Below are 19508 nucleotides of genomic sequence, written 5' to 3' on the forward strand. Positions count from 1 at the left end.
CCTTGCGGATGACCTCGCCGCCGCAGCGCTCGCACACGCCCTCCACCACTTCCTCATTGGCCAGGACGATTTTGCAGCTGGTGCACCAGTTCACGGGCATGGAGGCCTTGTACGCAAGGCCCTTCTTGAACATCTGGAGGAAGATCCACTGAGTCCACTTGTAGTAATCCGGGTCGGTGGTGTTCACCTCCCGGTCCCAATCGAAGGAGTAGCCCAGCATGTGCAGCTGCTTGCGGAAGTTCTCCACGTTGTCGCGGGTGACCTTGGCGGGATGGATCTTGTGCTGGACGGCGTAGTTCTCCGTGGGCAGGCCGAAGGCATCGTAGCCGATGGGGAAGAGGACATTGAAGCCCTGCATCCGCTTCTTGCGGCAGATGATGTCCATGGCGGTAAAGGGCCGGGCGTGGCCCACGTGAAGGCCTTGGCCGGAGGGGTAGGGGAACTCGATGAGGCCGAAGAATTTCTCCCTTGTCTTGTCGCCGGTGACGGCGGTGAAGGGCTTCTCCTCCAGCCACTTCTGCTGCCATTTCTTCTCAATGGCGGTGAAATTGTACTTCATTGATATGCTCTCCTTTATTGTAAATCACAATGGTTTATTAGAATAAGCCTCTTTGAGGCGGGGACGGGGGTGCATTGCCCAGCCATCCTCATGGCTGAATCCTCCCCGCCCGTCAGGGCAAGAAAAAACCGGCCTTGCAGGGGCCCATCCCCTTCAGGAACAGATAAACGCCCCCAGCCAGACGGCCAGGGGCGTGGAATCACGCGGTACCACCCTGTTCAGCTCCCGCAAGAGAGCCCTTACGGCCTGTAACGGGGCCAAACCGTCCCGCCCTACTGGATTCAGGCGGGAGACTCCGGGAGCAGTCATCCACGGGACTCCCCCACCGGCTCGCAGCGTCCGCCGGCTCTCTGGAGGCGGGAGGTCCCGTCTTTCTTCCCTTCAAGGTCTTTTGGATTCTATACCAGCGCTATTTTACGGGGAGTTTCCCGTTTTGTCAAGAGGCGGTGGGAAATCTCTGGGGAAATTGATTTGAAACGGGGGGACAGCCCCCACCCAAACCACACGCAATTTTTGAAAGTGGATCTCCGCGGAGCCGGCGCTTTTCTCCTTGACAAACTTCGACAGAGCGTTTACTATAAGGGGACAATCATTCATTATATTGGAAATCCTATGGAGAGGATGGCATTCCCATGGAGTTAAACCGCGCTGTCGCGGAAAATATCAAGCGCATCCGAAAGAGCAAAAAACTGAGCCTGGAGCGGACGGCGGCGCTGTCCGGGGTATCCCGCAGCATGCTCAGCCAGATTGAGCGGGGGGAAGCCAACCCCTCCGTAGCCATTCTGGGCAAGCTGGCGGAGGCGCTGAAGGTCCCGGCGGAGATCCTGCTGGAAAACGACGATTTCGCCTCCCTGCTGCTGAGCCGGGAGCCGGACAATATTCCCAAGCGGCTGGACGGTGGCAAGGTGCTGCTGCGGCCCTCCATGCCCTATGACGGCGTCACCCGGCAGGAGAGCTTTTTTCTGGACCTGTACATCAGCGCTCACTACCGGCCGGAGCTGTCAGTGCCCGGCTGTGTGTGCCACGCCACGGTGATGTCCGGCACAGTGAGCCTGACGGCGGAGGATCAGGAGTTCCAGCTCATGGAGCGGGACGCCCTGCGTTTCGCCGCCGACCGGCCCTACGAATTTGTAAACATGACCAACAGCACCGCCCGGCTGCTGCTGGCCTACCAATATCTGAAATAGGAGGCGCGTCATGACGGACCGGAACAGGGGAAAAGACCACTTTGCCGGAGGGCTGGGGCTTCTGGCTGTGGCCGTGTACCTGTGTGTAAAGGGGCTGAAAACCGTGGAGGAGCAGCTGCGAAAAAGGACAGAGAAGTAAAAACCTCTGTGAAAGAGAGCGGGTCCGGCAAAGCCGGACCCGCTCTCTTTCAATCATTTCAGGTATTTTCCCACCCGGCGGGACACCAGCACCGCCAAGGCCAGCTTCAAAAGATCCGGCACCACAAAGGGAACCACGCAGGCGGCCAGAGCCGCCGCCAGGCTGATGGGACCTTTTGTGGCGGTATACAGCGCCAGGAACCAGGCGGTGCCGAAGGCGTAGCAGACCAGGAGTCCCAACAGGCATCCGCAGACCACCACAGGCAGCTTGTTCCCCAGCTTCGCGGTCACCAGCCAGTATACCAGGGCAGAGCCGATGAATCCAATAATGTAGCCGCCGGTGGTGCCCAGCAGCACGCCGGCCCCCCCTTGGAAACCGGTGAACACTGGCAGGCCCACCAGGCCCATCAGCAGATACACCGCCACGGCCCACAGTCCCCGCCGGCCCCCCAAGGTGGTCAGGGCGGCGAACATGGCAAAGGTCTGAAGGGTGAAAGGCACAGAGATCGGTGTTTTGGGGGTAGAAATCCAGGCGCACACGGCCATCAGCACGGCGAACAGGGCGATGTATGCCAGGTCCAGCGTCCGGAACCGGGGCGCGGCAGCGTCTTTGGAAACCATAGGAAATACCTCCTTTTTGTCTTGGGAACAGAATACCGTATTTTACCGCAATTGTCAACCATAATTTTTTAATAGGTTTACAATCGTGAAAGAGCGAAGGGAGGACCAGGTCCTCCCTCCGGTTTTCAAATATCTGTATGGGTACACAGCTCCCGGGCCTTTGCCTGGATGCCCTTCAGGTCCTCAAAAGTCTCCGGCCGCTTCCGGGGATCCCGCAGCAGGGCTGCCGGGTGGTAAACGGCGGTCATCTGCACACCGTCCCGCTCAAACCACTGGCCGTGCTCCTTTGTGATTTTGAAGTCGTCCTTGATGATGGCCTTGGCGGCAATCCGGCCCAGACACACCAGGATCTTAGGCCGCAGCAGGGCCATCTGCCGCCGGAGGTAGCCGATGCAGGCGTCCTCCTCCACGTTCAGCGGGTCCCGGTTCTGGGGCGGACGGCACTTCACCACATTGGCGATGTAGACCTTGGTACGGTCCAGGCCGATCATCTCCAGCATATCGTCCAGCAGCTGGCCGCCCCGGCCTACAAAGGGGAGGCCCTGCTCGTCCTCGTGCTGTCCGGGGCCCTCGCCCACGAACAGGATCTCCGCGTCTATGGCACCGTCGCCAAAGACCACGTTGGTGCGGGTCTCCGCCAGAGCACAGCCCCGGCATTGGAGACACTCCTGTCTCAAAGATTCCCAACTATCCGGCATATGGATGACCTCTTTCTCTCTTGATTATACCATGGAAAATCTGCCAGCGGAAAACCGGGATATTCCGCCAACCCAGGGGAAACAATGGATGCTGGAGGTTGGATTTATGACAGACTTACTCTGGTTTTTTTGGATTTACAGCTTTGGAGGATATCTGGTGGAACGGGCCTTCGCGGCAGCCACCCGGGCGGAGCGCCGGGAGCGGAAGTGCTTTTTGCTGCTGCCGCTGTGCCCGGTGTACGGCCTGGGGATGCTGGCGGTGCTGGCCCTGCCCCCATCCTGGCGGCAGGGACCCTGGCTGATGGTCTCCGGCGCGGCGGCGGCCACGGCGGTGGAGTACGCCGTCCACTGGGCCTATGAGACCTTTCTGGGGGTGGAATTCTGGGACTACTCCCGTATGCCCGGCAGCCTGGGGGGGCGGGTCTGCCTGCCCTTCACCCTGGCCTGGGGCATGCTGACGGCGCTGACCGTCTGGTACGTCCACCCGCTGGTAGCCTCCCTGGCGGCGGCCATTCCCACCTGGGCCACCTTTGGGTTTTTGCTGCTGTTCTCCGTGGATGCGGTGTGTTCCGCCCGGTTTTTATGGGTCACGCACGATGTGGAAGAACTGCGAATCACGGGCTGGAGCATTTAGCCAGCTTCCCGCTGAGCCACTGGTACAGGTCCCGGCAGACGTCCTCCCGGCAGGCCTCGTTCAAAATCTCGTGGCGCAGCTCCGGATAGAGCTGAATGGACACATCCCGAACCCCGGCCTTCTGAAAGCTGCGGTAAGCCCGCCGGACGCCCTTGCCGCAGTCTCCCACCGGGTCCATGGCGCCGGAGGCAAAGAGGACGGGCGTGTTGGCGTTCATCTTTTTCAGGTTCTCGGGTTTCGCGATGAAGCGCAGGCCCCGCAGCATCTCCCGGAAGAGACCCACAGAGGCGTTTCCGCCGCAGAGGGGATCGGTAATGTAGCGGTCCACGTTCTCCGGGTCCAGGGACAGCCAGTCAAAGCCGGTGCGGTTGGGGGCGAACCGCCTGTTGTAGGCCCCGAAGGCCAGCTTGTCCACCATGGGGGAGGTCTGATCCTCCCCCACCCGCCGGCGCTCCAGGGCGGCCACGGCCCTGCCGCCGGCCACCAGGGCGGGAGACATCTGTCCGGTGCCCATGATGATGGCCCCGTCCACGGTACCGGGGTAGCGGATCAGGTATGTCCGGGCCAGGAAGGAGCCCATGGAGTGCCCCAGCAGGAAGAGGGGGATATCCGGAAACTGTTTTTTCAGCAGATTGTAGCGGGTGTAGATGTCCTCCACCACCCAGTTCCAGCTGCCCTTGGGACCGAAGTACAGCCGCGCCCCGCCGGGAGCCACGGAACCGCCGTGGCCCAGGTGATCGTGGCCCGCCACCACAAAGCCACGGGCGGTGAGGTACTCCGCAAAGGGCTCATACCGGAGGATATACTCCGCCACGCCGTGGGAGATCTGCAAAACCGCCCTGGGCCGGCCCTCCGGCAGCCACTCCACTGCGTGGATGGCGGTCTTTCCGTCGGCGGAAGGAAAGGTAAATTCGCTGCGCACCATCAGATCGGACCTCCTGATACATAATTTATTTTATCAATCATACCACACCCAGGGAAAAAACACCAGCCCTGATTCCTGTTTTCAGCGGGGACAATCCGTGAACAGGATGAAAACGAACTGTAAATAAACTGAAATTCTGTTGCTTTTGACCAAGAGTTGGAGTATACTGATACCATCACAGGAAAAATAAAACGCAGGCTTATCATACTGAAAGGGGTTTCAAAATATGGCAATTACTTTTGACGAGCTGACCAAAAAGGCGAAGGACATGGCCGCCGTGGCGGCGGACAAGGCGAGAGACGCCGCGGAGCTGGCGAAGGTCAACGTGGCCATCGCCGGAGAGCAGCGGGAGATGGACAAGAACTACCGTACCATCGGCGAGTGGTTTGTCAGCGAGTATTCGGGCGAGATTCCCGACGCGGTCCGGGATCTGGTGGAAGCCGTCAACGCCTCCAAGGCCAAGATCGCAGAGCTGGAGGCCAGCAAGCCCGTGCGGGAGGAGCCCGCGGCGGACATCCCCGGAGGCGAGAAAGCGTGCCCCATCTGCGGCGCTGTCAGCGACAGCAAGTTCTGCCCCCACTGCGGCGCACCCATGGAATAATTCGAGTACATAAAGGGGTCCCGGCCTTACAGGCCGGGACCCTTTTTTATGCCTTTTTATTCCGGATGGCGTCCTGCTCCGTACCGTCCGCAAGATCAGTGTACCGCACAAAGAGGGAGACCTTGTTGTCCCCATTCAGCGCGGCCCACATCCGGTCCGCCAAAGCCTCCGCGTCAGGAGCGTCCAAAATCACCCGCTCCGGCTCCCCCTCGAAGGAGGGCAGGGGATTGCCGTCGCCCATATAGGTGTGGATGAAGCGGCCTTCCCCGGCCAGGGGATGGTCATAGGTGTAGAAGTAACGGCAGCAGCAGGCCGGGTCGCCATCGGCGCTCTTGAGAATGGACAGCTTGAAACTGCCGTCGGGGCTCAGAAGACCGGAGATGCGGGGGGTGTAGTTGGGTGCGTCCGGCTCGAACTCCCGGGTATGCAGGGCCTCGGCAAAGGTCCTGCCGGCCAGGATGCAGTCCCGGACCGTGTCGGTCTGGTCGCCGTTGGTGACCACCAGCCCCCGGCCCGCCCGGCGGACGGGATGGTAGATGATGAGGCTGGAATCGGTCATTCTGGAGGGATCGTGGGCCTGGGTGCGGATGCCGTCCTCCGTGGGGACAAAAATCCGGTTCCGGGAGTTCTCACTGCGGCCCATGATGAAATAGGCCGCCACGGCAAAGCGGTTGTCGGCGCTGCGGCCCAGGACGATGCCCCGGCCGGGGTAGGGATTTCCCTCCAGCAGTTTGGTGAGGTCCAGCAGTTCCATGGGCGTCTCTCCTTATCTCAAAAGTTTTTTCCGCTCCTGCCAGTCGGGGAGGTACTGCGCAAGCAGCGCGTAAAACCGGGGGCCGTGGTTCTTCTCCCGGATGTGGCACAGCTCATGGACCACCACCAGCTCCACGGCCTCCTCCGGACAGTTCATGAGAAAGCAGGAGAAGCACAGGCTGTTCTTCCCGCTGCAGCTGCCGTAGCGCTTTTTCGCCGTGGTGACCTTGAAACCGGTGGGGATCAAGCCCATTTTATCGCTCCAGAATGCCACTTTCGGCGGCAGCTCCGCCCGGGCCCGGGCCTTCATGGCCTCGATCTCCTCTGCGGTGGGGGGCGGCGGCAGGGCGGCAGCCTTTTGGCGCTGGCGCTCCAAATGCTGGATAATCCAGTCCTCATGGCGCTCCACAAAGGCCTGGATGCGTTTTTCCGACATGCGCATGGGGGCCCGCACCACCACCCGGCAGTCCCCTGTAATCTCCAGCGCCAGGGTTTTCCGGCGGGAGCGGATCAATTCATATGGTTCCATGGTGAAAGCATAGCATGGTGACGGGGAAAAGGCAAGTCAAAAGTTTTTTGTCAAGCCCTTTTCAAAAATCTTGCAGGGGTGTGGGCGCAAAGCCCCCATGGATGCCGCGCAAAGCGCGGCTCGCCGCTCTCCAGCAAATGCCGCTTTTACTACTTCCGTACTACGTTTCAGCGCAAAGTCACGCCGGGATGCGCCGAGATATGCGAAGAACTCTCCCAAACGGCAAATGGCGGAAACGCCTGAAAATCAAGGCTTTGCCGCCATTTGCCGAGTTACATAAGGTTAGGGCTGGAAATTATAAAATCTTTACAGGAATTCTTGACACGACCCATAATTCTTGCACGACAATATCCCCTTCGTGCGGCGTAGGAATGAGCGTATTCTTAAGATAGTCCAGAAATTTTTCGCGGGTCGTTCCACCTCTGTAAATCGTATAGGCAGTCTCGCTATTGAGTCCTATGGAGGAAAGAATCGTGGTATTGGCAGGCGTATTCAAGGGAGTCTTGCCTACTGACTGATCCCCGCCAATGGCCCGCCCATAGCGGCGGTTCAAGTCCGTGTTTACGCCGCTTTCCATCAGAAATACCAGTCTATCCGCTTCGCATTGCGTTATCATTTCACTCCAGGCTTTTCTCACTGCCACAACATCGAACACGCTCCCGCTCTGCCGCGTAAAAGGACTTCTTTTTGTAAACATCACCAACCCGATCACGGCTTTTCGCACCGTTTTGTTACTGACAGACAGTCCCTGCTTTTCGGTGATCCCGTCAATTGTGATATCCGGCTGGACTATGATTAGATGGTCAATAGCCTGCAAGTCTTCCTCTGTCAGGGCCGGTTTCCTTCCTCGCTGACTGGTTTGCAGATCTACACTGCCAATTTTCTTCATTTGTCCGCTCAAACGATACACTGTGCCCGTACTCACCTGGAAACACTTTCCCACTGTCTGCGCGTCGTGGGTCTGTTCATATGCCTCTACCAGTAGTTTGCGCGTCTCATTATGTAACATTGCTATCACTTTCTGATAACATTCTACACCCTGCTATTTTATTGGATTGCTATAAATTGTGAGGTGGACGATATCATACAGTATATTAAGAACGGCAATAAAGAGCCGGAATCCCAACATGAAGACTATGCCGCCGGTCTGGACAAACGGCCCTGCCGCTGGTAAAATGATTCCATCAGCACCCGCCCGGCAGAGGGCGGAAGAGGAGGTCCATATGGCTTCAAAAGAGAAAAAGGGCGGCTTTCTGCGCTGGCCCTGGAATGTGGTGATCTATGTACTGTTGGCGGCGGCTCTGCGGCTCTTCGCCGTCCCCGTCATCTTGGCTTTACTGTACATCCAGGAAAAAAACAACCCCCACGGCCAGGCGGAGGGCTACTGCCTCAGCCGCACCCGAAAGCGGCTCACCTGGCTGATCTGGGCGCTGCTGGTGCTGGCGGTGGGCGGTGCGCTGGTGTATATGCTCCCCGTGGGTCTGCGGCAGGACCGAACCTATTGGGACACTATGGACTATGTGACCTTGGCCCTCTGCGGTGTGGGTGGTCCCCTGTTTCTCATCGGCGGGCTGTATCTCGCCTATGCCGCCATCCGGGACGCCTTCTTCCCGGCAAAAAGCGCCCTGGCCCAATCTATCCGCAGCCAGCTGGCCTACCCGGACGAGGCCCCGCCGGTGGAAGAGCTTTTCGCCATGGTGGACAACGACCTGAGGGACCACGCCCAGTGGTTTGGCCCTGTGGGCGTCGGGCAAACGTGGGTCCTGGGAGACAGCGTGAACAAGATCGACCGCATCCGGGGAATCTTCGTGGTCAACGAACTCCACCAGCACCACACCCAGACCGGCGTCCGCACCCGCCGCGATATGGAGCTGGTGCTCATCGACGACCGCTGGCAGCGGACCGTTACCAGCTTCAAAAGCCTCAAAGACCTCCAGGCGGCGGCGGAGTGCCTGCACCTGCGGGTGCCGGAGGCTGCCTGGGGTTCCAACAGCCAGAATATGGACTTCTGGACCATGGACGAGAGCCGCCGGGAGGCCTTCGAACGGGACTTCCGCCAGCGGCAGAGCCGCCGCGCCTCGGAGAAGGCCCAGCAGGAGCTCCTCAGCGACGGACCGCAGGACATGATCTTAAAGCGCCGGGACGGCCAGGTGACCTCCCGGGTCACGGCCGCCCTGGTGACTGAGCAGCTGCAGCGCTGTCTCGCCGGAGAGGAAACCGGCTTTGAGCTGACGCCCACCCGCCCCGTGGCAGGCGGAGGCCGGATCCTCCGCTCTCTGGACTGCCTGATCCAGAAAGAGGCAGCAGATGAGCGGAAAGTCCTGCTCCTGCTGGAGCTGGCGCCCAACGGGGCGGAGCAGAATCTGGCCTTGGCGCTGGCCACAGATGCCCGGCGGGCAGAGGATATCCTGCGGGCCTGGCTCCGCCGGGAGGCCCCGGACCTGAGCGGCTGGGAGCTGCGGCGGGTTTACGGTGTCTCCAACCAGGCAAGACCCCAGGCCCGGCGGCAGGCGGCCCCGGATGAACTGGCACTGCTGTACGCCAGCGGCGCGGCGGAGCGCCACACCACCTTCACCCGGGAGGACGTCCAGATCGCGGCGGAAGGACTTGTGGACGGGACGTACCAGAAGGTCCGCCTGTCCCTGGGGAAAAAATTCCTGTGGATGGAGATCGAGACCGGGGACAAATCCGACGCCCGGTGTACGGTGAGGGCCGCCCGGCCGGACCCGGACAAGCTACGCTTTTTTAAAGCGCGGACCTCTTCCCGCCAGGCGGCGGCCTGGCTGACGGCCTATTATGGCGGCAGTTTCCTCCCCGGCGGCCCGGATTGGAGGGACGATACCAGACAGATGGAGAAGCAGAAATAGAGCAAAAGGCCTGGATGCTCCGAAGTCCAGACCGCAGGGGCCGCCGCCCCATTCTTCGGCGTTTGGCCGGTTTCCAAATATTCCCTTGGCGCTCTTACATATAGAGTCAACGCGGAAAACCACATTGACTATAAATCAAAGGAAAGGATCGTGTTGCAACATGGCATTGAGCAGTGAGGTAAAACAGGCTCTCCAGGACATCTACTACAATGAGCGGACAGGACGGGGCAAAGAGGCCTTCGCCCTGCTGGAGCGGGCCTCCGCCAACGGGGACGGGGACGCCAGCTGTGTGCTGGCCCGTTGCCTGTGCGGGTATCAGTATGTGTGGCGGGGCCACGGCTTCCCGGAGGATGACGACCGGGCCACCCAGCTCCTCCACAAGTCCGTGGAGCAGGGCAGTGCCCTGGGCGTGCTGGTGGCCCTGCGCAGCGGGGAGCTGACCCCGTCAGTGCAGAAGAAGATGCCCTTTGAGAGCCTCCAGCAGGCCTTTGACCAGGCGGAGGAGCTGGCGAAGGATGGAGACGCCTTCTCCCAGTATGTGGTTGGCAACTCCTACTTCTGGTGGGACTTCCTGCGCATCCAGAACAAGGGCAGGGACTCCTTCCCCAGTCAGGCGGAGTTCAAGGCCTACTTAATGGAGAACATCTCCAAGTGCGAGGACTGGTTCTGGAAGGCCTTCCGGGGCGGCGTCTACTTTGCCGCCAACAACCTCAATCAATATTACACCAAGGGCGACGAGGACATCATCGCCCCCCAGCCGGAGAAGGCGAAGGACCTGTGGAAGATTGGCGCGGAGTACGGTCACCCCATCCATCAATCCATCTACGCCGATGAGCTGAAAAAGGCGGAGCAGTACGAGGAGGCCCTCCACTGGCACACCCAGGCCGCCGAGGGCGGCAACCCCGGTGACTGGTATGAGGTAGGCGAACTCTATTTTGCCGGCAAGGGCGTTGAGAAGGACGCCGCCCGCGCCGTCTCTTTCTACGAAAAAGAGCTGGCCCGGGACCCCGGCCATACCGGGGCCAACAACATGCTGGGCAAGGCCTACTTCCTGGGCGAGGGCGTCCAGCAGGACTACGCCAAGGCCTTCCATCACCTCTCCTTCGCCTACTATGAGAGACAGAACAAGTGGGGCGTGTTTTACCTGGCCAAGTGCTGCTTTTACGGCCTGGGCACTCCCCAGGACTACGGCAGAGCCCTCCAGTTCCTAAAGGAGGTGGACTGGGCCAACCGGGAGGCCGACTATATGCGGGGCTGCATCTACGCCCGGGGCCTGGGTGTGCCGGAGGACATCAAAAAAGGCGTGGAGTACCTCCAGAAGGCCGGAAATTTCGACAAAGCCAAGGAGGAACTGCTCCACTACAAGAAGACCCTCTTCGGCAAGTGGATCCGGCGGTGATCCCACTCCCGAAACCGCATAAAACAGCGCCCGGAGCCAATGGCTGCGGGCGCTTTCTGCTGACTATGGTGAAAAAACGTTCACTCTGCCGCCGGCGGGACGTCCTGCTCCAGGATCGGCTCCTCCTTCCGGTCCTCTTCCACCTGCTCCGTGCGCCAGCGGGAGACGTCGATGGGATCGCTCTCCTCAAACAGGTCGTAGTAGTCCTGGTCCCGCAGCTTGGGGTTGCGGTGGCGGACAATGGCGGTGACGGTGGGATAGAGGACGATGGCGATCAGTCCGCCGGAAAAACCGTTGTTGTAGAGGTTCAGCCCTGCCACGGGACCACCGGTCTGGAGCACCAGGGCCGAGTGGATGAAGCCTGCCAGAATGCCGAAAGGCCAGCCGAAGTGGCCGGAGATGGGGGCCAGAGTGGTGCCGAAGAGGCCCGCCAGCTGCAGAGCGGGATAGTCCGGCGTATAGTGCATGCCGTAGGCGCCCAGGGCAATGCCCACCATGACAGGGGTGATGTTCAGCGCATGCTTTCCGAAGGCGGAAAAGCCCATGATGGTGAAGATGCCCCCCAGGGTGGGCCCGTTGAGCTGGCCCCCTACGATGAAGATATAGGCCATGCCGATCAGGCCGTTGACGCCGGTGTTCACCAGCACCGGCCCCGCGCCGAACATGCGCAGGTAGTCGCTGGGGGCCCGGCCGGTAGTGGACAGCAGCCGCCGGTACCCGGCCCAGACGGCCCAGAAGGGCATCCCCGTACCGAAAAAACCCGTCAGGATGAAGACGGCGCAGATGATTCCCAGGATGATGGCGAAGGTGCCGTTATACTCTGTGGCCCAGTACATGGCGGAGTCCGGATGGTCACCGAAGGCGGTGAGGATGGGCACGATCATCATAGCGAAAAGGCCGCAGGCAAACCCCATGTTGTAGAGGTTCATGCCGTTTTGGACCTTGTAGGTGTAGGCCGAGAGGGAGGGCAGGATGAAACCGATGACCACGCCGGTAAAAATCCCCAAGGGCAGGCTGGCGTGGATACTGCCAAGACCCATGTAGCTCACCAGCGGCGCCAGAGACGTGGCCAGCAGGGCCACCGACGCATGCTTGGAAAAGGGCTCCCGCTGGTATTTGGCGTACAGCCAGGTACCCAGTATAATGGGCCAGATATTCAATATATTCTTCCCAAACAGGGAAAAACCCGCCATCAGCCCCATCTCCACCATGGTAAAGCCGTTGAAGGGGTCTTTGGACAGCTTGATGAGGCAGATGGACAGGATCATCACAAGGCCCGAGTTCACCAGCGCCGCACCCACGCCGCCGATGGACACGTAATCCGTAATCAGCAGGTCCTGCATGGTGACGATATGGTAGAGGCCGATGGGGATCTCCATAGGATCGTCCAGCAGGATGCCCAGCAGGATCATGATGCCGGCCACAGCTATGGTGCCGGGAAAAATTTTCTCGTAGCGATTGTGCACACTGTTTCCCCTCTTTCGCGCTTCTCTCATTGTCCATTATAGATGAAAGAATACCCACTGGCAAGAAAAATCTTGTCGGGTTTTTAGGCCCTGTTTGATCAATGGCGAAATGCTCAACAGCGAGAGATTTTTTTCACCGGTCAAGGCGGTTGGACACAGCCATCTCTGTGTATGGCGAGAAAATCAACGCAAAGCGGCGGGAAAAGGTCCGTCGTTTGGGTGTTTTGGTATTTTTCAACGAGGCCTAATGCATCCGCGCCCGCAGCGCCTCCAGATTCCCCTCCATCAGGGAGAGGTAGGTGGCTCCCGCCTCCAGGTCCGCTTTCGACACATTGTGACAGGTGTGGAACATGGCGCTGTCCACCCCGGCGGCCTCAGCGATACCGTCCGCCACCAGGTGGTTGGAGAACTCGATATACCACACGGTTCCCAGACCCTCGTCCCGCACCTTCTCCGTCAGAAAAGCCACAGTGGCCGCGGAGGGCTCCGTCTGGGCCCCGCAGCCGGGGAAGGCGGCGTAGTAGTCCAGATCGTAGGCCTCGGCGAAGTACCGCAGGGGAAAGCGGTCCCCAAAGACGATGGTCCGCCGGTCCAGGCCGTCAAAAAAGGCGGAAAATTCCCTGTCCAATTCCCCGATCTGGGCGGCGCAGGCCTTCGCATTAGCCCGGTAATCCTCTCCGTGCGCCCCGTCCAGCTCCGCCAGAGCCTCTCCCACCGCCCGGGTGACAGCGGCGGCATTCCGTGGGGCGGTCCAGACGTGCTCATCCATGCCCACTACTTCTCCGAGACCGTGGCCCTCATGGCCCCCGTGGTCATGCTCTTCTTGTCCGTGGCTGTGGCCGGGGGAGGCCTGCATCCCCTCCCGGGTCTCCTCCTCCAGCAGCTCCACGCAGTCCACCATCCGCAGGCAGCGGCCCTGAAAGTCGACGTTGTCCAGAATGGTATCCACCCAGTGGTCCGACTCGCCGCCCAGATACACAAACAAATCACACTCCCGCACCGCCAGGATATCCGCCGGAGTGGGCTCATAGGAGTGGCTCTCAGCCCCCGGAGGCAGCAGCAGCGTCACCTCCGCCAGGTCTCCGGCGGCGGAGCGGGCAAAGTCATAGGCCGGGAAGATGGTGGCCACCACCTGGAGCTTCTCCGCTTTTCCGGCCTCCTGCCCCGCCGGAGCGCAGGCCGTCAGAAGATAAGCGCACAGCAGCGCCAGCGCGATGATTCGTTTCAATGTCGGTCCCTCTTTCAAATATGAGAATCATTTTCAAATGCGAGTATACCACACCCGCCGCAAAAAACAACCACCGTTTTTTGTAAAGGTTCCTTGACATAGCCCTATTTCTGTGGTATAAATACCGTAAAGGGTCCTTTACATTTTTGCAGGAGGTGTTTACATGGAAAATAAAGTGGAGCAGCTGCGCAAGGCCCGGGGACTGAACCAGGAGGACTTCGCCCGGGCCATCCGGGTGTCCCGGCAGACGGTGAGCTCCATTGAAAACGGCAAGTACAACCCCTCGCTGGAGCTGGCTTTCACCATCTCGGACTTTTTCGGCCTGCCCATTGAGGAAATTTTCATCCATGAGAGGAGCGGTTCTGATGAAAAAGAGTAACCTTTGGTGCGGTGCGGCCTACGCCCTTTTGGGGCTTGTCTTCCTGCTGGCGGGGCTGCTGTGGGAAACCCGCCTCAGCAGCCTTTGCGTGGGCTTCGGCGCGGGGATGCTGAGCTCCGGCGTCGTGCAGCTGGCCCGGTACCGGAAGTGGACCCGCCCCCAAAACGCAGCGGTCTACCGCCAGCGGCTGGAGGAGGAGCAGATCGACCTGCGGGACGAGCGGAAGGAGATGCTGCGGGACAAGTCCGGGCGGTACGCGTGGCTCCTGGGCATGGCGCTGTGCGCGGCGGCCGTCGTGGTCTTCGGCGTGCTGGGCGCCCTGGAAATCGTGGAGAATTCCCGCCTGATCGTGCTGTGTCTGGCGGCGTATCTCATCGTCCAATACGGGGCGGGGGTGCTTTTCTACCGCCGCCTGTCCAAAAAATACTGACCGGAGAGTACGTGAAAGAGGCGCGGGGGAGTATTCCCCGCGCCTCTCTTTCATTACCAACACAGTGAATGGGCTCCACCCAAACCGCTTTGCCCCAGGCCCCGCCGCCCTTGGAAAAGGGCGGCCCCAAGCCTGAGCTTTTCAGCCATTTCCGGCGGTTACGCCTCCTCCTCCCGGCTCTGCACGGCGGTACCGCCGCCCAGGCCGAAGTCATCCTCTGTGGTGGCGGTGTCCCGGCGGAGCATGTGCTCCATCACCCGGATGTCGCTGTCCACGTCCAGGGCGTCGGCCTTGTACAGCTCGTCCAGCTGGTGCTCAAAGCCCTTGACAATGGCGTCCATGGTGCTCTCAATACGCTCCTTGGCCTGGCGCAGGTTCTCCCCCTCCACCCCGGCGGCCTCAAACTCGGCGTAGGAGTCCAGCAGTTTTTGTGTAGTGGGCAGGTAATAGTTTAAGAAGGTGTCGATCTTGTCCCGCTTCTTGGGGTCCTCCTCCACCGCCCGGAAAATCTTGGCGGTGATCTCCTCCAGCCGGTCGATCTTGGCGGAGAGGACGGGGTCGGCGATGCGGTCATTGGCCCGGCGAATGTTCCGCAGGATGCCGGAGTACCCCTCCTCCGCCTCCTTGGGCGTGGGCGGAGTCTGGGCGGCCCGGGTCTCCCGCTGTCTCTGGCTCCATTCCGCTCCGGCCTGGCCGCTGCGGAAGAGGTAACCCAGCTCCACATTGAGGTAGGCCTTCCCGCCGAAGTACCCCCGGTCGATCATCTTTTGGAGGTCCTTCTCCACCCGGCTCCGGGAATAGCCCAGGGTCCGGGAGAGCTCCTCCACGGGCACCGCCTCCCGGTCCCCCATGACGGAGAGGTACTTGGCGTAGCGGTTTAAGCTCTTGTCCATGGAAAAGCCGCTGAACAGCATGGCCCCGCCGCCCGCCAGAAAAGCCAGACCCTGGAGCATCTCCGGCAGCCACCAGCGCACCGTGTCGAACATATAGAGCATATCCTCGATGGCAGCGCCCGTCACCATGACGCCGAACAGGGCCAGCGCCGCGCCGGCGATTTTCAGCAGCCACGCGTTGGATTTCTTCATTCCAGGGGACTTGGCGGCCTTCTTCATGGCGGTTCGGGCCTTCCCCGCCGGGGCCGTTCGCTTGGACATAGGAGCCGCCCGATTGGACACCGGGTCCCCCTGCCAGGCGGCGCCCTCCCGGACCGCCTGCTTGACCATGGGCTGACCCCGCTGGGTCTGAACGGGCTTGCGCAGGGGCGGCGGGGCCGTCCGCTCCTTTTTCTCATCCTCCCCAAAGAGCTTGATGAACAGCATAACCAGGGCGATGGGCCACACCTTGATCACAAAGAGGAAGATAATCAGCGCCCAGGGAAACCAGCTGTCGTCATGGTTGTTCCTTCTCTGCTCCGCCATAGCTCAATCCCCCTCTTTTTTCTCTCTCAGCTTTCGCCGGCGGCCCTGCCGGTCCACAATGACGGTGTTGTCCAGCTGGCCTTTCAGATTCCCCACCACGGAGTCGATATAGGCCCGGCGGAGGACGGCCTGCTCCTCTTTTTCCTCCGGCGTCAGCCCCTCTGGGGTCTTGGCCTTCCTGGCCAGGGCGTTGATGCGGTCGATCTGCTGCTGGTTCATGCCTGTCCTCCCTGTTCCCGCTCAAAAATCAACTCCAGCTCCATCACAGCGCCGTTCACCTGCTTGGTAGGAATCCAGCTTACATAACGCCAGCCTTCCGCCGCGCGGCGCACAATAATCTCCTGATGGCCCAGTGTCTTGCCCACAACAAAGCCCCGGTCAGCGGAGACTTTCTCAAACGCATACTCCAACATAACCTGTCCTCCTCAGACGTAAACCCGCAGTACAATGAACGTGCGGCCCTTTTTCGTCACGCCGCCCACCTCTTTGAGTTCAAACTTCCCAAAGCCCCGGGCGGAGACGGTGTCCCCCGCCGAGAGGAGCTTGTCCGGCTTCGTGCACTCCCGCCAGTTCACCTGGACTTTCCCGCTCTCAATGAGGGCGGCGGCCCTGCCCCGGGCCATGCGGAAGCCGGAGGAGGCCACGGCGTCCAGCCGCAGCGAGGAGACGGTGTCCCGCGCCTCCTTGCAGCTCGCTGCCGGGATGTGGAGGTTGTCCGGCTCTATGGCGGAGACGGTAAGCCTTGCCCGCCCGGCGCTGTCCCAGCTCCGGAGCAGAAAGTCCGCCACGGTGTCCAGCACAATCAAATCCGCGCTGTCCGGCCCCACCAGGATATCTCCGACCTTTTCCCGGACGATGCCCATCCCCATAAGACTGCCCAGGAAATCCCGGTGGGTCAGCTTGTATTCGGCCCGAAAGGCGGCCCGGAGACACCGGATGGGGCTCTGGCTCTCCGCGTCCTCCGCCTCCAGCCAGTCCGGCAGGAAGAGGAGCAGCCGGCGTTCCGCCGTCTCGTAGCCCCCCAGGGCGGCATACTCCGTCTCGGGGAAGCCCGCCAGGCGCAGCGCCTCTCCCGCCTGGGCCAGCTGGACGGGAGAGAGAAAATCCGTGGCGGCTGGAATATTGCGGTTTCCGGCCTGCTCCGCCCGGTCCAGAATCTTCGCCAGGACCAGCCGGTCCTCTCCGGCGGCCCCCAGGCGGTCCAGCAGCTGTCCCTTATCCATGGCGCAGCTCTTGGGTGCGGACCAAGGCGGCATAGGCCCCGCCCCTGGCCATCAGTTCCTCATGGCTGCCCAGCTCAGCGATGCGGCCCTCCTCCACCACGGCGATGCGGTCGGCGTTGCGGACAGTAGAGAGGCGGTGGGCGATGATGATGGTGGTGCGGCCCTGGGAGAGCTTTTCAAAGGTCTCCTGCAGCTTGGCCTCCGTCACGCTGTCCAGGGCCGACGTGGCCTCGTCCAGAATCAGCACCGGCGGGTTCTTCAAAAAGATGCGGGCAATGGAAATCCGCTGTTTCTGTCCGCCGGAGAGCAGGGCCCCCCGCTCCCCCACGTAGGTGTTGAAGCCCTCGGGCATGGCCGCGATATCGTCGTAGATCTCCGCCAGCCTCGCCGCCTGGGCCACCTCCTCCTCGGAGGCCCCGGGGCGGCCATAGCGGATATTCTCCAGGATGCTGGCGGCGAAGAGAAACACCTCCTGCTGCACCACGCCCACGTTCTGCCGCAATGACTCCTGGGTCACCTGGCGCACGTCCTGCCCATCGACGCGGATGGCGCCGTCCGTCACATCGTAGAATCGGGGAATCAGCTGGCAGAGCGTAGACTTCCCCCCTCCGGAGGGACCTACCACTGCCACGGTCTCCCCGGGACGGATATGAAGGTCCACATCGTGGAGCACGTCCAGGTTCTCCTGATAGGCAAAGCTCACATGGTCCACGTCGATGCGGCCATCCACCCGGCCTAAGGCGCAGGCGTCCGGGGCGTCCCGCATGGCGGGCTCTGTCCGCATCAGCTCAATGAAGCGGCCCAAACCCGCCGTACCGTTGGCAAAGAGCTCGGCAAAGGTAGAGAGCTTGCGGACAGGGTTGACGAAGGTGGTGATATACAGGCTGAAGGTAATGAGATCCACGGTGTCCATCTGCCCCCGCATGATCAGGAGGCCTCCAGCGGCGATGACCGCCACAGAGAGGATACAGAGGAAAAACTCCATCACCGCGTTAAACCGGCCCATAGCCTTGTGGAACTGCCGCTTGGAGGTCTTGAAGCTGTCATTGGAGGTCTCAAATTTTTTGAGCTCTGTCTCCTCATTGGCAAAGGCCTTGGCGGTGCGGATGCCGGAGAGGCCGGACTCGATGTCGGCGTTGATAACGGCAGTGCGCTGCTTCACCCGGGCCGAGGCCTCCTGCATGGATTTCCGGCAGGTCCAGACCACTAGGAAGAAAATGGGCAGGATCACGGCAATCACCAGGGCCAGCCGCCACTGGATGGTGAACATGATGACCAGGGCCCCCACGATGGTGACGCCGGAGACGAATACGTCCTCCGGCCCGTGGTGGGCAAGCTCAGTGATGTCAAAGAGGTCCGCCGTCAGGCGGCTCATGAGCTGCCCCGTGCGGTTGCGGTCAAAGTAGTCGAAGCTCAGGTCCTGCATGTGGCGAAACAGGTCCCGGCGGATGTCCGCCTCCACCAGGATGCCGAAAGTGTGGCCCCAGTAGCAGATCACGTAGGTCAGCACCGCCCGCAGCGCAAAGGCCGCCAGCACTACCGCCATCACGGCGAAGAAGGTCTGATAGGCGCTTCTCGGCAGCAGCTCGTACATGCACCAGCGGGAGACGTAGGGAAAGGCCAGGTCGATAAGGGAGATCATCAGTGCGCAGCCAAGATCCATGAGAAAGAGCCGTCGGTGGGGCCTGAAATAGGAGAAAAATATCTGTAAGGTGGATTTTTCCTGAAACTCCCGGGTGGTCATGTCAATACTCCTTTTTGATATATCAATTCAGCATATTATGATACCACAAGTTCCGCCCCAGCGCAACGGGCAAAAAAGAAAAGGGACCGGATGCTCCGGTCCCCCAGCTTGTCAATATTATCGATTTTGAACGTCTCTCAGGTCCACACGCTGATCCAGGTGTGATAGGCCGGTTTGCTGGTGGCGGCGTAGCCCACCACCAGCTTACAGGGCACCCCCAGGCTGCGGAGCATCCCGCCGTCAGGCTGGCGTAGTCAAAGCAGATGCCTTTCTTGGCCGCCAGCACGTTGTCTAGCACCGGCAGGTAGCCGCTCTGAACGGTAGCCGCCAGCTGGCGGCATCTTCGTAGTCCACGTACTGATTGGGCGCGGGTAGGGAAGGGGGCAAACTCGTTGCTAAGGGTCACCTGGAGGCTCACCGACACCATCTTAGCGTGCTTTTGGGCGGTGGTGTTCTCAAATACCGTCACCTTGTAACTGCCGTTGCCGTCGGACAGCGGGAAGGTGGTCCACTCCCCCGGCTTCAAATCGTAGTAGGGCTTATCCCGGGTGGAGCCGGAGACCTGCACCTTCAATTTCTTAGACGTGGACGAGGTAAACTGGAGCATCACGTACCCGTCTTCGATATTGGATTAGGCCCTGTTTGAAAAATAAATATTGTATAAATAAAGAGTTAGTGCAAAAATAGGGACATGAAGCGGTATGAATTA

23 protein-coding genes and 1 other annotated feature are annotated in these 19508 nt (G+C 60.7%); of the genes, 8 read left to right on the forward strand and 15 right to left on the reverse strand.

Going from position 1 to position 19508, the window contains the following annotated elements; translation table 11 throughout:
- A partial coding sequence (locus QZ326_RS04795) for a class I tRNA ligase family protein (RefSeq protein ID WP_295741928.1) occupies window positions 1-559 on the reverse strand: 559 nt, incomplete at its 3' end.
- A gap of 184 nt (window positions 560-743) precedes the next feature.
- Window positions 744-953 (reverse strand) — a binding site (T-box leader).
- Between the two features lie 238 nt (window positions 954-1191).
- Here QZ326_RS04795 and QZ326_RS04800 point away from each other — a divergent pair.
- Both QZ326_RS04800 and QZ326_RS04805 read left to right on the forward strand, forming a co-directional pair.
- Window positions 1192-1746 carry a helix-turn-helix transcriptional regulator gene (locus QZ326_RS04800; protein ID WP_295741931.1) on the forward strand — a complete coding sequence of 185 codons (555 nt, stop codon included), beginning with the start codon at window positions 1192-1194 and terminating at the stop codon, window positions 1744-1746.
- Between the two features lie 10 nt (window positions 1747-1756).
- Window positions 1757-1885 (forward strand): hypothetical protein, encoded by a 129-nt coding sequence (locus tag QZ326_RS04805; RefSeq protein WP_295741935.1) that lies wholly within the window; start codon window positions 1757-1759, stop codon window positions 1883-1885.
- A 53-nt stretch (window positions 1886-1938) separates the two neighbouring features.
- On the opposite strand, the gene QZ326_RS04810 is transcribed toward QZ326_RS04805, so the two are convergent.
- Complete coding sequence (locus QZ326_RS04810) at window positions 1939-2505, reverse strand: biotin transporter BioY (RefSeq protein WP_295741938.1); 567 nt, start codon at window positions 2503-2505, stop codon at window positions 1939-1941.
- A 125-nt stretch (window positions 2506-2630) separates the two neighbouring features.
- Window positions 2631-3203, reverse strand: coding sequence for a uracil-DNA glycosylase family protein (locus QZ326_RS04815; protein ID WP_295741941.1), 573 nt, complete (start codon window positions 3201-3203; stop codon window positions 2631-2633).
- Window positions 3204-3309: 106 nt separating this feature from the next.
- Here QZ326_RS04815 and QZ326_RS04820 point away from each other — a divergent pair, with 106 nt between their 5' ends.
- Window positions 3310-3837 (forward strand): putative ABC transporter permease, encoded by a 528-nt coding sequence (locus QZ326_RS04820; protein WP_295741944.1) that lies wholly within the window; start codon window positions 3310-3312, stop codon window positions 3835-3837.
- On the opposite strand, the gene QZ326_RS04825 is transcribed toward QZ326_RS04820, so the two are convergent.
- Entirely contained in the window at window positions 3818-4762 is a 945-nt protein-coding gene (locus QZ326_RS04825; protein WP_295741947.1) for an alpha/beta hydrolase, read from the reverse strand. The two genes, QZ326_RS04820 and QZ326_RS04825, sit on opposite strands and share 20 nt — an antisense overlap.
- A 226-nt stretch (window positions 4763-4988) precedes the next feature.
- Here QZ326_RS04825 and QZ326_RS04830 point away from each other — a divergent pair, with 226 nt between their 5' ends.
- Window positions 4989-5363: a zinc ribbon domain-containing protein gene (locus tag QZ326_RS04830; RefSeq protein ID WP_295741950.1), complete on the forward strand. Its 375-nt coding sequence runs from the start codon at window positions 4989-4991 to the stop codon at window positions 5361-5363.
- Between the two features lie 46 nt (window positions 5364-5409).
- Here the strand turns inward: QZ326_RS04830 and QZ326_RS04835 are convergent, their stop codons facing one another.
- From QZ326_RS04835 to QZ326_RS04845, 3 genes are all read right to left on the reverse strand, one after another.
- Entirely contained in the window at window positions 5410-6117 is a 708-nt protein-coding gene (locus QZ326_RS04835; protein ID WP_295741953.1) for an IMP cyclohydrolase, read from the reverse strand.
- 12 nt (window positions 6118-6129) lie between these two features.
- Entirely contained in the window at window positions 6130-6645 is a 516-nt protein-coding gene (locus tag QZ326_RS04840; protein WP_295741957.1) for a M48 family metallopeptidase, read from the reverse strand.
- A 295-nt stretch (window positions 6646-6940) separates the two neighbouring features.
- On the reverse strand, window positions 6941-7654 hold the full coding sequence (locus tag QZ326_RS04845; RefSeq protein WP_295741960.1) for a hypothetical protein: 714 nt from the start codon (window positions 7652-7654) through the stop codon (window positions 6941-6943).
- 214 nt (window positions 7655-7868) lie between these two features.
- Between QZ326_RS04845 and QZ326_RS04850 the strand changes: the two genes are divergently transcribed.
- Window positions 7869-9512 (forward strand): hypothetical protein, encoded by a 1644-nt coding sequence (locus QZ326_RS04850; protein ID WP_295741963.1) that lies wholly within the window; start codon window positions 7869-7871, stop codon window positions 9510-9512.
- Between the two features lie 160 nt (window positions 9513-9672).
- Window positions 9673-10911, forward strand: coding sequence for a tetratricopeptide repeat protein (locus QZ326_RS04855; RefSeq protein WP_295741966.1), 1239 nt, complete (start codon window positions 9673-9675; stop codon window positions 10909-10911).
- An 80-nt stretch (window positions 10912-10991) separates the two neighbouring features.
- Here the strand turns inward: QZ326_RS04855 and QZ326_RS04860 are convergent, their stop codons facing one another.
- Window positions 10992-12377: a DUF1576 domain-containing protein gene (locus tag QZ326_RS04860; protein WP_295741969.1), complete on the reverse strand. Its 1386-nt coding sequence runs from the start codon at window positions 12375-12377 to the stop codon at window positions 10992-10994.
- A gap of 244 nt (window positions 12378-12621) precedes the next feature.
- The gene (locus QZ326_RS04865; RefSeq protein WP_295741972.1) at window positions 12622-13605 is read right to left on the reverse strand and encodes a metal ABC transporter substrate-binding protein; all 984 of its coding nucleotides are present in this window, start codon (window positions 13603-13605) and stop codon (window positions 12622-12624) included.
- Window positions 13606-13768: 163 nt separating this feature from the next.
- Here QZ326_RS04865 and QZ326_RS04870 point away from each other — a divergent pair, with 163 nt between their 5' ends.
- Together QZ326_RS04870 and QZ326_RS04875 are read left to right on the forward strand one after the other, a co-directional pair.
- Window positions 13769-13984, forward strand: coding sequence for a helix-turn-helix transcriptional regulator (locus QZ326_RS04870; protein WP_295741976.1), 216 nt, complete (start codon window positions 13769-13771; stop codon window positions 13982-13984).
- A complete protein-coding gene (locus QZ326_RS04875; protein WP_295741979.1) occupies window positions 13971-14414 on the forward strand; it encodes a hypothetical protein in 444 nt (147 codons plus the stop codon). The genes QZ326_RS04870 and QZ326_RS04875 overlap by 14 nt, the downstream gene beginning before the upstream one ends.
- 158 nt (window positions 14415-14572) lie before the next feature.
- On the opposite strand, the gene QZ326_RS04880 is transcribed toward QZ326_RS04875, so the two are convergent.
- The 6 genes from QZ326_RS04880 to QZ326_RS13390 all read right to left on the reverse strand — a co-directional run bounded on the left by QZ326_RS04880 (window position 14573) and on the right by QZ326_RS13390 (window position 19032).
- The gene (locus QZ326_RS04880) at window positions 14573-15832 is read right to left on the reverse strand and encodes a 5-bromo-4-chloroindolyl phosphate hydrolysis family protein (RefSeq protein ID WP_295741982.1); all 1260 of its coding nucleotides are present in this window, start codon (window positions 15830-15832) and stop codon (window positions 14573-14575) included.
- Window positions 15833-15835: 3 nt separating this feature from the next.
- Window positions 15836-16051 carry a DUF896 domain-containing protein gene (locus QZ326_RS04885; RefSeq protein ID WP_295741983.1) on the reverse strand — a complete coding sequence of 72 codons (216 nt, stop codon included), beginning with the start codon at window positions 16049-16051 and terminating at the stop codon, window positions 15836-15838.
- The gene (locus QZ326_RS04890) at window positions 16048-16245 is read right to left on the reverse strand and encodes a DUF4177 domain-containing protein (RefSeq protein WP_295741986.1); all 198 of its coding nucleotides are present in this window, start codon (window positions 16243-16245) and stop codon (window positions 16048-16050) included. Before QZ326_RS04890 ends, QZ326_RS04885 begins: the two co-directional genes overlap by 4 nt.
- Window positions 16246-16257: 12 nt before the next feature.
- On the reverse strand, window positions 16258-17055 hold the full coding sequence (locus QZ326_RS04895) for an RNA-binding protein (RefSeq protein ID WP_295741989.1): 798 nt from the start codon (window positions 17053-17055) through the stop codon (window positions 16258-16260).
- Complete coding sequence (locus QZ326_RS04900; protein ID WP_295741992.1) at window positions 17048-18799, reverse strand: ABC transporter ATP-binding protein; 1752 nt, start codon at window positions 18797-18799, stop codon at window positions 17048-17050. The genes QZ326_RS04895 and QZ326_RS04900 overlap by 8 nt, the downstream gene beginning before the upstream one ends.
- 137 nt (window positions 18800-18936) lie before the next feature.
- Entirely contained in the window at window positions 18937-19032 is a 96-nt protein-coding gene (locus QZ326_RS13390; RefSeq protein WP_365328385.1) for a transglutaminase domain-containing protein, read from the reverse strand.
- Window positions 19033-19508 lie beyond the last annotated feature (476 nt).

Source organism: uncultured Oscillibacter sp., assembly GCF_910587525.1.
Classification (GTDB): domain Bacteria; phylum Bacillota; class Clostridia; order Oscillospirales; family Oscillospiraceae; genus Oscillibacter.

Excerpts from the sequence above, each read along its gene's own strand:
- QZ326_RS04800 (WP_295741931.1), top strand. The coding sequence starts at position 1,192 with ATGGAGTTAAACCGCGCTGTCGCGGAAAATATCAAGCGCATCCGAAAG.
- QZ326_RS04805 (WP_295741935.1), top strand. The coding sequence starts at position 1,757 with ATGACGGACCGGAACAGGGGAAAAGACCACTTTGCCGGAGGGCTGGGG.
- QZ326_RS04810 (WP_295741938.1), bottom strand. The coding sequence starts at position 2,505 with ATGGTTTCCAAAGACGCTGCCGCGCCCCGGTTCCGGACGCTGGACCTG.
- QZ326_RS04815 (WP_295741941.1), bottom strand. The coding sequence starts at position 3,203 with ATGCCGGATAGTTGGGAATCTTTGAGACAGGAGTGTCTCCAATGCCGG.
- QZ326_RS04820 (WP_295741944.1), top strand. The coding sequence starts at position 3,310 with ATGACAGACTTACTCTGGTTTTTTTGGATTTACAGCTTTGGAGGATAT.
- QZ326_RS04825 (WP_295741947.1), bottom strand. The coding sequence starts at position 4,762 with ATGGTGCGCAGCGAATTTACCTTTCCTTCCGCCGACGGAAAGACCGCC.
- QZ326_RS04830 (WP_295741950.1), top strand. The coding sequence starts at position 4,989 with ATGGCAATTACTTTTGACGAGCTGACCAAAAAGGCGAAGGACATGGCC.
- QZ326_RS04835 (WP_295741953.1), bottom strand. The coding sequence starts at position 6,117 with ATGGAACTGCTGGACCTCACCAAACTGCTGGAGGGAAATCCCTACCCC.
- QZ326_RS04840 (WP_295741957.1), bottom strand. The coding sequence starts at position 6,645 with ATGGAACCATATGAATTGATCCGCTCCCGCCGGAAAACCCTGGCGCTG.
- QZ326_RS04845 (WP_295741960.1), bottom strand. The coding sequence starts at position 7,654 with ATGTTACATAATGAGACGCGCAAACTACTGGTAGAGGCATATGAACAG.
- QZ326_RS04850 (WP_295741963.1), top strand. The coding sequence starts at position 7,869 with ATGGCTTCAAAAGAGAAAAAGGGCGGCTTTCTGCGCTGGCCCTGGAAT.
- QZ326_RS04855 (WP_295741966.1), top strand. The coding sequence starts at position 9,673 with ATGGCATTGAGCAGTGAGGTAAAACAGGCTCTCCAGGACATCTACTAC.
- QZ326_RS04870 (WP_295741976.1), top strand. The coding sequence starts at position 13,769 with ATGGAAAATAAAGTGGAGCAGCTGCGCAAGGCCCGGGGACTGAACCAG.
- QZ326_RS04875 (WP_295741979.1), top strand. The coding sequence starts at position 13,971 with ATGAAAAAGAGTAACCTTTGGTGCGGTGCGGCCTACGCCCTTTTGGGG.
- QZ326_RS04880 (WP_295741982.1), bottom strand. The coding sequence starts at position 15,832 with ATGGCGGAGCAGAGAAGGAACAACCATGACGACAGCTGGTTTCCCTGG.
- QZ326_RS04885 (WP_295741983.1), bottom strand. The coding sequence starts at position 16,051 with ATGAACCAGCAGCAGATCGACCGCATCAACGCCCTGGCCAGGAAGGCC.
- QZ326_RS04890 (WP_295741986.1), bottom strand. The coding sequence starts at position 16,245 with ATGTTGGAGTATGCGTTTGAGAAAGTCTCCGCTGACCGGGGCTTTGTT.
- QZ326_RS04895 (WP_295741989.1), bottom strand. The coding sequence starts at position 17,055 with ATGGATAAGGGACAGCTGCTGGACCGCCTGGGGGCCGCCGGAGAGGAC.
- QZ326_RS04900 (WP_295741992.1), bottom strand. The coding sequence starts at position 18,799 with ATGACCACCCGGGAGTTTCAGGAAAAATCCACCTTACAGATATTTTTC.
- QZ326_RS13390 (WP_365328385.1), bottom strand. The coding sequence starts at position 19,032 with ATGCTCCGCAGCCTGGGGGTGCCCTGTAAGCTGGTGGTGGGCTACGCC.